This is a genomic window from Pseudomonas guariconensis, assembly GCF_900102675.1.
In the GTDB taxonomy this organism is placed as follows: Bacteria; Pseudomonadota; Gammaproteobacteria; order Pseudomonadales; family Pseudomonadaceae; genus Aquipseudomonas; species Aquipseudomonas guariconensis.
The window spans coordinates 159,643-170,141 of sequence record NZ_FMYX01000013.1 but is presented as its reverse complement, the minus strand read 5'-3'; the positions used below and the strand labels follow the sequence as shown (position 1 = coordinate 170,141).

Genomic DNA, 10,499 nt, shown 5'->3' with positions numbered 1-10,499 from the left:
CTCCCAGTTGACCGCCTTGGCACCGTTCTCGCAGAACTTGACCATGTCGCTTCCCGGCGATTCGCCCCAGGCACAACCGGGGCAGTCGAAGCCGCTGTTCTGGTTGGTCTTGAGCATCATGCGCAGGTTCTTGAAGGCATTCTCGCTGCCCAGCCAGGCCTTGGTCACGCTCTTGAGCGCGCCCCAACCGGCGGCCGGGCCGTTGTAACTTCTGATATGTTCTTCTTCGCTCATCGGGCTACCCTTTGATTGATACTCGGCGGGAGATCGAATTGAAGCGCTCACGTTCAACTCACGTACAGAAGTTGAAAAACACACTTCAAACTTTGACAGCAGCAGACTATTTTTGCCGCCACCCTCCGTCAAATCAAAAGTAATGACGACATGATCAGGTTTATCTATCACTGCCGCCAGGGCTTTATCCCCGCGAACTTTCCGGGTGTGATCGACGCTATTGATCACGTATTAATAAAAAACAATCACACGCTCGAGAGCGTTGCATCAGTTAAAGAGGCCATTAATTAAGTTTCGTTGCGAGCCCATTCGTTTTTGCGGGTAATCCGCCCTTGCAGGCTCGGGCTCACTGCCGCGAGCCGCAACGCTCGGCGGCCTTTAGGTGCGGCACGAAATTGCACGGCCGATGCCGCGAATCCAGCTGCTCCACCAAAATCCCCTCCCAGGCCGTACGGCAGGCCCCGGTGGAGCCCGGCAGGCAACACACCAGCGTGCCGTTGGCCAGCCCTGCCAGCGCGCGGCTCTGCACCGTCGAGGTGCCGATATCCAGGATCGACAGGGCTCTGAACAGCTCGCCAAAGCCTTCGATGTGCTTGTCCAGCAGACAAGCCACCGCCTCTGGGGTACTGTCACGCCCGGTGAAGCCGGTGCCGCCGGTGATCAATACCACCTGCACCTGATCGTCAGCGATCCAGCCTGCGACCTGGGCTCGAATCCGATAGAGGTCATCCTTGAGCAAGGTTCGAGCCACCAATCGATGCCCCATTTCCACCGCGCGCGAGGCCAGCAACTCGCCGGATGTATCGGTTTCGAACGTCCGGGTATCGCTGACCGTCAACACGGCGACATTCAGAGGAATAAATTGCGCAGTGGGTTTTGAACTCATCGTGAACACTCTAACTAAACAGGGGCCGTCATTCGCGAGAAACTAGAGCGCCCGCCCCTGTTCGTCCAATCAATAATTCATACTGCATTATCGATATCGCCTATCATCGTCTGCTGATCAGCAGGATCTATCAGGTGTTCGTAAATTCCCATTGGACACTCTTGTTCTTTCATTTTACTTTTCGCCGCCACAGGGTTTCGACCCTTCTCAACACACTGACTGCCAGCGTCAACAGGTAAACGATCGGTTCAATGCAACACACCTCCGATACGACTCATGTGTTTGCAGGGCGAGCGATGGATATCAAACAACTTAAATTTCTAATTGCGCTGGATCAGACCCGGCACTTTGGCCAGGCCGCTGCGCTGTGCCATATCACCCAGCCGACCCTCTCGATGCGCCTGCGCAACCTGGAGGACGAGTTGGGCTTGGTGCTGGTGACTCGTAGCCAGCGATTCGAAGGGTTCACCGAGGCGGGCGAACGGATTCTGGCCTGGACGCGCACCCTGTTAGCCGCCTATGACGGCCTGCAGAGCGAAGCCGCCAATTGCCGTGGACAGATCGTCGGTAGCCTGCGCATCGGCATGGTGCCGCTGTCGAGCTTCAATGCCATGCAGTTGCTCAAGCCGCTGCTCGCGCAGTACACCGAACTCACCGTCCAGCTGTCATCGCTCAGCTCCGAACAGGTGATCGATGGCCTGAGCCGTAACCAGCTTGACCTGGGCATCTGCTACCTCGATCGGGTCAACAGCAGTTATTTCGAGATCATCGAGCTGGGCGCCACCCGCATGGGCTTGCTGTACGACACCCGGCATTTTCGCTTCGACGGGCCCGAATTACCTTGGGAAACGCTCGCCGGGTTACCGCTTGGCTTGCTCTCCCAAGGCATGCACTACCGCCAATCGCTGGATTTGAGCTTGCGCAGCCGCGGCCTGCACCCAACCCCCGTGCTTGAAAGCGATTCGACCTATCAGTTGATCCAGGCCGTCTGCGCCGGGCTGTGCTGCGCCATCATGCCGCTCGACGATGGGCTGGAGGAGCTGAGTGAACATATCCGCATCATCCCCATCGCCAGCGCCAACATCCATGCACCGGTCGGCCTGCTGCTGCGCCGCAACGAGCCACGCTCGGCGCTGGCGGAAAAATGCTTCGCCCAGGCCCGGGACTTGCTCACGCCGAGCCCGCCCCCGGCCATTGGCCAGAAAGCCTGACCACCCGACAGACAGCGTCCTCGAGCCTGCCCTCAGCCGGCATGTCAGCATGCCCCGGAGCCCCAATGCCCCCCACCGTCGACTCGCCTTCCTTGACCCACCTGGACACGCGCGGCAACGCCCAGATGGTCGATGTCACCGACAAATCCGAAACGCACCGCCAGGCCACCGCCGAAGCCTGGGTGCGGATGAAGCCTGAAACCCTCAACCTGATCGTCACCGCAGGTCACCCCAAGGGCGATGTCTTCGCGGTGTCGCGCATCGCCGGCATCATGGCCGCCAAGCGTACCCACGAGCTGATCCCGCTGTGCCATCCGTTGCTGTTGACGGCGGTCAGCGTGGAGATCAAGGCGGTCAACCCGGACTCGGTGCGCATCATCGCCACCTGCAGCCTCAAGGGCGTCACCGGTGTGGAAATGGAGGCCTTGACCGCAGCGAGTGTCGCGGCGCTGACCCTTTATGACATGTGCAAGGCCGTCGATCGCAGCATGCAGATCGACTGGGTGCGCCTGCTCAGGAAATCCGGCGGACGTTCCGGTACCTATCGTCTGGAGGCGCTGCCGTGATCCGGCTTCAGTACTTCGCACGCTTTAGGGAGCAGTTGGGCATTGACAGCGAATCGCTGCCTTGGACACCCGCGCTGGCCAGCCTGCGCGATCTGCGGGACCGGCTGGCCGAGCGCGGTGAACCCTGGACCACGACGCTGGGGCATTCAGGCCTGATGTGTGCGCGCAACGAGGCGCTCTGTGACCTGGATGAGCCGTTGCACGATGGCGACGACGTGGCGTTCTTCCCGCCGGTCACCGGGGGTTAGTGCGGGGACGCCCACGCCGCCATGCAGCCGGCGCTTAAATGACCCGGCTGCCCACACTCACCGGCTCGCCATCCTGCGCCGGTACTGGCGAGCGCGCAGGGCATTGGCCAGTTGCTGCACGAGCAACGCCCAACCCGGCGCCACCGCAGGATCAGTCGCCTTGCCCCGGGCAAGCTTGTTCAACTGATACTTGACCACCGCCATGTTGGCCAACGAGGCAAGCGCTTTGTTCTTCCAGGTGATCGCCGGCAGTTGCGGGGCGCTGAGCTGCCCCGCCTGCCAATCACGCGGCAAGGCAGGGTCGATCGCCAGCGCCGTGCCGATGCCGACCATGTCGACGCCACTGTCGATCACCTGTTCTGCAACCGGCAGCCGGCGGATACCGCCGGTCACCATGACCGGCATCCTCGCCACTTCGCGAATCTCGCGGGCGAATTCCAAAAAGTAGGCCTCCCGCGCCAATGTGCGGCCATCCCGCGCCTGGCCTTGCATGGCTGGGGCTTCATAGCTACCGCCGGAAAGCTCGACAAGATCGATGCCCAGTGGGTTGAGCAAGCCCACGACCTCTTTGGCATCGTCGGCACTGAAGCCGCCGCGCTGGAAGTCAGCCGAATTGAGCTTTACCGCGACGGCAAAGCCTGGCGACACCGCAGCCCGCACAGCCTTGACGATCTCCAGCAACAGGCGCGCGCGGTTCTCGAGGGCGCCGCCCCATTGGTCGGTACGCTGGTTGGTCAACGGCGAAAGGAACTGGCTGAGCAGGTAGCCATGGGCGGCGTGAATCTGCACGCCGGTAAAGCCCGCCTGCTCTGCCAACTGCGCGCTTCGGGCAAAACGCCGGATGATGTCCTCGATGACCTGCGTCGTCATGGCCTGGGGCTTGCTGAAATGCCGGGACATCGTGCCCAGTTCCAGCGCCACGGCCGAAGGCGCCCAGGTCGCCTGACCAAGGTTGGCCGGCATCTGGCGGCCGGGGTGGTTGATCTGCAGCCAGAACTGCGCCCCCTGCGCCTGCCCGATGCGCGCCCACTGCCGGAACCGCTCCAGGTGCAGTTCATCTTCCAGAACGACACCACCGGGGCCCGTCATGGCGCGGGAGTCGACCATCACATTGCCGCTGATGAGCAGGCCTGCGCCACCCTCCGCCCACGCCTGGTACAGGCGCATCAATCGAGCAGATGGCGCGTGGTCGGCATCGGCCATGTTTTCTTCCATGGCCGCCTTGGCGATCCGGTTTGCGAGGGTGGAGCCGTTAGGCAGTACGAGGGGGGTGAAGGCGTTCATAGCGGCACCTCATTGGACGGTGCCAGCGACGATATCCTTAAAGCCAACTTTAAGGTCAATACCCAGATGGAGGACGAAGTCGATTAGCGCTCGATGTCAGACTTGTTGACGGCCATGTCCTCACGCAACTGGATGAGTACGCGCTGTGTGTTGTCCGCGCATGCCATGCCTTCGGGCTTGCTCTGGACGCCATCGATCACCAGCAGCAGTTGCGCCTTGTTGCGCGCCAACTGTTGTTGCAGCGCCTCGATTTCCTCGACCTTGCGCTTGAGCCCGTCGAGCAGTTCATCATGGCGCCAGCCGTTGGCGTTGACGGGCATCAGATGGCGGATCTGCTCCAAGGTGAAACCCGCTGCCTGGGCGCTGGTGATCATCTCCAGCACCCAGACGGCGTCAGCGTCGTAGTCACGGTAACCGTTGGCCTTGCGCTCGACGGCTTGGATCAACCCACTCGCCTCATAGAAACGAATGCGCGATGGCGCCAGGCCGGTGATCTTCGCCAACTCGCCAATTTTCATGAAGCACCTTGTGATGGATGGACCTTGAAGCTCACTTTAATCCTCAGGCGGACGATGGGCCAAGCGGATCTTGGTGTCTGAAATGTGTCCGCACGAAGGTAAATGAACAATCCTTTCAACGCAGTGAGGGCCCGCGTGGATACCTTCGAGCAGCGCCTAGAGACCTGCAATGACCTCAGCTGCGGTAGTCACTTGGCCGAAGTGGTGCTTCCACAGGTCGATGCCCAGTTGGCCAGACCGGTCCAGGGTCGAGCCTACGGTCAAGTCGGTGATCAGCGTCGGGCTCAGCCCTGCATCGAACAGCGCGAAGCCCGCAGCCAGCACGCAGGTTTCTGTCTGCAAGCCGCAGACCAGGACCCGGTCGACGCCCAGGCGCTTGAGGTATTCGATCGTTGCGGGCGTTTGCCCATAGCCATGCTTGATGAAGACTTCATCGGCCTCGATCAGGCTCTCGTCTTCGGCCGCCGGGTGCCAGCCGAGCTGACGGTGAAACGGCGTGACCTGCTCGTCATGCAGCTCGATGGACGCGACAGTGGGAATCTTCGCTGACAAATGTCGGATGCGATCGATGAGCCATTCCGGCGGGTTGAACGTGGACTGGACGTCGACAATGAGCAGCACCTGCTCCATGGGCATTTCCTAGCGCGATGTGAAAAGCGCCGAGTATATCGTCCGAACGCGTTCGGGCGCTTCCGTGCAGCCCATCGCAAACTTTGTCGCCCACCCTACAGCCCTGGTTAACCGGCACGGGCAACGACCTCTCAAGTCGCCGCTGTGAGGGGCCACACGCGTTCGCAGGGGCCGCCTCTGGTCATGTGAACGAATCTTCATGTTTCGCGCAGGCGCCTGCCACCGGGCAGATCAGCGGTTTCGCAGCGGCTCGCTGCCCGAGAGTATCTTGAGCCTCCTTCCCCCGTTGCGTAGCATCGCCCGCCCTCGCGCAGCCCTCTCCCGATCACCAGAGCTTCCGATGCCCCAACCGATTCCCTTGAAGGACCACGAAAAGGAAAAACACCTGGTCAATCGCAGGCTGCTGGCCTGTGCGACGCTGGTGATGAGCCTGGTGGTGGTGCTGGTGGGCCGGCTGTATGTGTTGCAGGTGCTGCAACACGACCAGCAAACCGCAGTGTCGGAAAACAACCGCGTGCACGTGCTGCCCATCCCGCCGGAGCGCGGGTTGATCTACGACCGCAACGGCGTGGTGCTGGCTGACAACAAACCCAGCTTCAACCTGACCATGACTCGCGAGCGCGCAGGCGACAGCGCCCAGGTGCTCGATACCCTGGCCCAGGTGCTGGGCCTGGGCGAGGACGAGCGCAAGCAATTCGACAAGGACCTGCGCCGGGGCCGCAAACCGTTCGAGCCGGTGACGCTGATGTTCGGCCTGTCCGAAGAGCAGATCGCGCTGATCGCGGTCAATCAGTTCCGCCTGCCGGGCCTGGACGTGGAGGCGCAGTTCATCCGTGAGTACCCGTTGGGCGAGCACTTCGCCCACTCGGTGGGTTATGTCGGGCGTATCAACGAAAAAGAAGCCAAGACCCTCGACAACACCGAGTATCGCGGCACTCAGTCAATCGGCAAGACCGGCATTGAGCGCTTCTACGAAGACCAGCTCCATGGCCACGTGGGCTATGAAGAAGTCGAGACCAACGCCCAGGGCCGGGTCATGCGGGTGCTGCGCCACCAGGATCCGATACCGGGCAAGGACTTGGTCCTGACCTTGGACGCCCATCTGCAGCAAGCGGCCGAAAAAGCGCTCGGCGAGCGTCGTGGCGCAGTGGTGGCGCTGGACCCGGCCACGGGCGATGTCCTGGCGATGGTGAGCAATCCGGCGTTCGACCCCAACCTGTTCGTCAAGGGCATCAGCTTCAAGCAGTACGCCGCCTTGCGCGACTCGATCGATCGACCACTGTTCAACCGTGTGCTGCGCGGTCTGTATGCGCCAGGCTCGACGGTCAAGCCGGAAGTGGCCATCGCCGGCCTGGACAGTGGCGTGATCACCCCCGCCAGCCGCGTCTTCGACCCGGGTTACTACACGCTGCCCAACTACGACCACAAGTACCGCAACTGGAACCGCAGCGGCGATGGCTGGGTGGACATGTACAGCGCGATCATGCGGTCCAACGACACCTACTTTTACGACCTGGCACACAAGCTGGGCATCGAGCGCCTGCATGACTACATGGCCGAGTTCGGGCTGGGCCAAAAGGTCTCCCTGGACATGTTCGAGGAGGCACCGGGCCTGATGCCCTCCCCGGCCTGGAAGCGCGCCACCCGCCGCCAGGCCTGGTTCCCTGGCGAGACCTTGATCCTCGGGATCGGCCAGGGCTACATGCAGGTCACCCCACTGCAACTGGCACAGGCCACCAGCCTGCTGGCCAGCAAAGGCGTGTGGCATCGTCCGCACCTGGCGCTGAGTGTAGGAGGCCAGGCGCCCGTGGACCCGCACCCGATGCCGGACATCGTGCTGCACGACAAGCACGCCTGGGACCAAGTCAACACCGGCATGCAGATGGTCATGCACGACCCACGCGGGATCGCCCGCGCTGCGGCAGCCGGGGCCCAGTACCGCATCGCGGGCAAGAGCGGCACCGCGCAGGTGGTGGCGATCCGTCAGGGCGAGCGCTACAACCGCGACAAGACCCTCGAACGTCACCGGGACAATGCCCTGTTCGTCGGTTTCGCACCGGCCGAGCACCCCAGTATCGTGGTGGCGGTGATGATCGAGAACGGCGAAGCCGGTGGCCGGGTGGCCGGGCCTGTGGTGCGCGAAGTCATGGATGCCTGGCTGCTCGACGACCAGGGCCATTTAAAGGTGCAGTACGCTGGCGGCACGGGCCAGCCCGCGGTGCCCCACGCCTGAGCGTCAGCGAATCTGATGCTTGTGCAGCAAGCGGTAGAACGTAGGCCTGGAAATCCCCAGCACCTTGGCCGCGACACTGAGGTTGTCGCTGTGCCGATCGAGCACATCCGAAAGCGCCTGGCGCTCGGCCCGGTGCTTGTAGTCTTCCAAAGTGCCCAGTAACTGCTCGTCCTGCTCGATCATCTGCAGCCCCAGGTCCTGTGCCTCGATCTGTCGGCCCTCGGCCAGCACCAAGCCGCGACGCACCCGGTTGGCCAGCTCCCGCACATTGCCCGGCCAGTCGTGCCGGCCCATGGCCGCCAGGGCGCGGTCGCTGAACGAGCGAGGCCGGCGTCCGGTCTCCAGGCTGTAGAAATGCGCGAAATGGCTGGCCAGCATCGACAAGTCGCCGTGGCGGTCACGCAGCGGCGCGGTGATCACCTGCAGGACATTGAGCCGGTAATAGAGGTCCTCGCGAAAGCGCCCCTGCACGATGGCCTTTTCCAAGTCAACGTGGGTAGCCGCCAGAACGCGCACATCCACCGGGATCGGTTGGTCGCCGCCGACCCGCTCGATGTGTTTTTCCTGCAGAAAGCGCAACAGGTTGGCCTGCAGCTCCAAAGGCAGGTCGCCAATTTCGTCGAGGAACAATGTCCCGCCATTGGCGGCCTCGATACGCCCCACCTTGCGCTGATGGGCGCCGGTGAACGCGCCCTTTTCATGGCCGAACAGTTCGGACTGGATCAAGTGCTCGGGGATCGCGCCGCAGTTGATGGCGACGAACGGTTTGTCGCTGCGCTGGGATTGCCGGTGCAGGGTACGCGCCACCAATTCCTTGCCGGTGCCGCTTTCGCCGCGGATCAGCACCGGCGACTCGGTCGGTGCCAGCTTGCCCAGTAACTTGCGCAGTTCGCGGATCGGCCGGCTTTCACCCAACAGTTCATGGGTCGGTTCATCCACCCGGACGGTGCCCTTGCCGCGCAAACGGGCCATGCCGAAGGCGCGCCCGAGCGTGACCTGCACACGCGACACGTCGAACGGCAAGGTGTGGAAATCGAAGAACCACTCACAAACGAAGTCACCGACGTTCTGCATGCGCAGTTGCTCGGGGCTGAGCACGGCGATCCATTCGGTATTGCTGCGGGCGATCAGGTCCTTGACGGCATCGGGATGACGCAAATGCGTGGCCTGCAAGCGCAACAAGCCGACATCGCACGGATGCTCAAGCGCCGAGGTCAGCGAACAGCTATGCACAGCCCAGCCGACGCTGCGCAAGCCCGGTAGTAGACGGTGGCAATCGTCGCAGGGATCGACGATCAGCAGACGGCGTTGGGTGGTCGGTTCGAGCATGACTGTTCCTTGACGCCAATAGTTGGTTTTTCATGTAGAAACAGTAAGTTGCAACGTCCGAATTAACAGTAGCAATGAACCTGAGTTGGCCCAGTACCGTTTGTCCGCCAATTGCATTCGGCGATGGGGCGCTCGGGAATCTTTCAAAGTTTCCAGCGTCACAGCCGGCACAGGTTGCAGACATACTTTTGCCGACTTGAAAAAAAATTCGCCGCCCGTGTGACTTCACCCCTGACTTGGAGCATCAGTACGAATAACCCCGCGCTGCGCCTCCTTGAATATGAAGCAACGCGGACATCTTTTCGCTGTTTGGGACCATAGAGAGACCGAACCATGAACGCCCCGCTCCGTGTCAACGAAGCACTGCTGATCGCCGACCACGCCTTCGAACCTTTCCAGTGCGTAGCCTGGGATGCACCCAACGGTACTGGTGAGCTGAGCCTGGCAGTGATCGACCGGACCAACACGCGTATCGGCAGCAAGCAAGTCTCCTCGCGTATCTATTCCGACCCTGCGCAATGGGCCAGCTTGATCGAGGAGGTGCGTGCCGAACTTTGCGAAAAAGGTTACGACCTGCAACCCTGGTCGATGCCGAAATAATATCGGCGCCCTGCAAGTGCGTGCCAGGCCACGCACTTGTGCAACTTTCTTTTTGCCCTTCCGGCAACTTTTGTCATTGCGACATATCGTCGCAACTTCGACTTTCAACGTTAATCAATTCAACTCCCTGAACTGCTGGATATGCCGATATTCGGCCTGCAGTTGTTCGGCCAGTTGCCGCGCACGCCCCAGGCGCACCGCCGCCAGCTCAATGTCCACCAGCACCGTCGCGCATGGCATGGGTTGCAGTGCATTCCAGCGTTGCAGGCGACCATCGGTCAGCACCAAGCAACGCTGTGTTTCCTGCGGGTAACGCTTGGCCCGTGCCCGCAACCAGTGCTGCGCCTCTTCAAGGGCAGCGATCAACGGCGTACCGCCCCCCGCCCCGAGCGCTTGCAACCAGGGTCGCAGGGCGGCCGATGCCTTGAGGCCATGGCGCTGCCAACGCGGCGCGCCGCCACTGGCGGTGAGCAGGGCTAGGCGGGCGCGTTGGCGATAGGCCTGATCGAACAGCTCGACCAGCAGCCCCTTGGCGTGTGCCAGCGCCTGCTGGCGCCGGGTCGAAGCCGAGGCGTCAACGATCACCAGCCATAATTCCGGCGCCTGGGCCTGGCGCTGCTGCCAACACAGGTCATGGCGATGCCGTGGTCGCCCTTTGAGCAATGTCGCAAGCCACGCCACACGCGTAGCACCACCGATCCGCACGCGACCACGGGGCGTGCCGCTCAGGGTGCCCGGCTGGGGCTTGGCATCCGCCGCC

The 10,499-nt window shown here is 62.2% G+C and carries 11 protein-coding genes and 1 pseudogene; 5 read left to right on the top strand and 7 right to left on the bottom strand.

Annotated features, from left to right (window positions below; genetic code table 11):
- Together BLS27_RS20125 and moaB are read right to left on the bottom strand one after the other, a co-directional pair.
- A pseudogene (locus BLS27_RS20125) lies at window positions 1-234 on the bottom strand (CbbBc protein); the annotation flags it as partial.
- 346 nt (window positions 235-580) lie between these two features.
- On the bottom strand, window positions 581-1,120 hold the full coding sequence (moaB, locus tag BLS27_RS20120; RefSeq protein ID WP_090346587.1) for a molybdenum cofactor biosynthesis protein B: 540 nt from the start codon (window positions 1,118-1,120) through the stop codon (window positions 581-583).
- Window positions 1,121-1,416: 296 nt separating this feature from the next.
- On the opposite strand from moaB, the gene BLS27_RS20115 reads away from it, so the two are divergent.
- The 3 genes from BLS27_RS20115 to BLS27_RS20105 all read left to right on the top strand — a co-directional run bounded on the left by BLS27_RS20115 (window position 1,417) and on the right by BLS27_RS20105 (window position 3,145).
- Window positions 1,417-2,331, top strand: a complete 915-nt coding sequence (locus BLS27_RS20115; RefSeq protein WP_043212406.1) for a LysR family transcriptional regulator — start codon at window positions 1,417-1,419, stop codon at window positions 2,329-2,331.
- A gap of 65 nt (window positions 2,332-2,396) precedes the next feature.
- Entirely contained in the window at window positions 2,397-2,897 is a 501-nt protein-coding gene (gene moaC / locus BLS27_RS20110; protein ID WP_090346583.1) for a cyclic pyranopterin monophosphate synthase MoaC, read from the top strand.
- The gene (locus tag BLS27_RS20105; protein WP_043212402.1) at window positions 2,894-3,145 is read left to right on the top strand and encodes a MoaD/ThiS family protein; all 252 of its coding nucleotides are present in this window, start codon (window positions 2,894-2,896) and stop codon (window positions 3,143-3,145) included. The genes moaC and BLS27_RS20105 overlap by 4 nt, the downstream gene beginning before the upstream one ends.
- A 57-nt stretch (window positions 3,146-3,202) precedes the next feature.
- Here BLS27_RS20105 and BLS27_RS20100 read toward each other — a convergent pair whose 3' ends face one another.
- From BLS27_RS20100 to BLS27_RS20090, 3 genes are all read right to left on the bottom strand, one after another.
- The gene (locus BLS27_RS20100) at window positions 3,203-4,429 is read right to left on the bottom strand and encodes an NADH:flavin oxidoreductase/NADH oxidase family protein (RefSeq protein ID WP_043212400.1); all 1,227 of its coding nucleotides are present in this window, start codon (window positions 4,427-4,429) and stop codon (window positions 3,203-3,205) included.
- A gap of 83 nt (window positions 4,430-4,512) precedes the next feature.
- Window positions 4,513-4,947, bottom strand: coding sequence for a MerR family transcriptional regulator (locus BLS27_RS20095; RefSeq protein WP_090346580.1), 435 nt, complete (start codon window positions 4,945-4,947; stop codon window positions 4,513-4,515).
- A 156-nt stretch (window positions 4,948-5,103) separates the two neighbouring features.
- Complete coding sequence (locus BLS27_RS20090; RefSeq protein WP_090346577.1) at window positions 5,104-5,577, bottom strand: cysteine hydrolase family protein; 474 nt, start codon at window positions 5,575-5,577, stop codon at window positions 5,104-5,106.
- Between the two features lie 340 nt (window positions 5,578-5,917).
- On the opposite strand from BLS27_RS20090, the gene mrdA reads away from it, so the two are divergent.
- Window positions 5,918-7,810 carry a penicillin-binding protein 2 gene (gene mrdA, locus BLS27_RS20085; RefSeq protein ID WP_090346575.1) on the top strand — a complete coding sequence of 631 codons (1,893 nt, stop codon included), beginning with the start codon at window positions 5,918-5,920 and terminating at the stop codon, window positions 7,808-7,810.
- Between the two features lie 3 nt (window positions 7,811-7,813).
- Here mrdA and BLS27_RS20080 read toward each other — a convergent pair whose 3' ends face one another.
- Complete coding sequence (locus tag BLS27_RS20080) at window positions 7,814-9,139, bottom strand: sigma-54 dependent transcriptional regulator (RefSeq protein ID WP_043212396.1); 1,326 nt, start codon at window positions 9,137-9,139, stop codon at window positions 7,814-7,816.
- 333 nt (window positions 9,140-9,472) lie between these two features.
- Between BLS27_RS20080 and BLS27_RS20075 the strand changes: the two genes are divergently transcribed.
- Window positions 9,473-9,739, top strand: a complete 267-nt coding sequence (locus tag BLS27_RS20075; RefSeq protein WP_043212394.1) for a hypothetical protein — start codon at window positions 9,473-9,475, stop codon at window positions 9,737-9,739.
- A gap of 114 nt (window positions 9,740-9,853) precedes the next feature.
- Here the strand turns inward: BLS27_RS20075 and BLS27_RS20070 are convergent, their stop codons facing one another.
- Window positions 9,854-10,444, bottom strand: coding sequence for a vWA domain-containing protein (locus BLS27_RS20070; protein WP_043212413.1), 591 nt, complete (start codon window positions 10,442-10,444; stop codon window positions 9,854-9,856).
- Window positions 10,445-10,499: the final 55 nt, after the last annotated feature.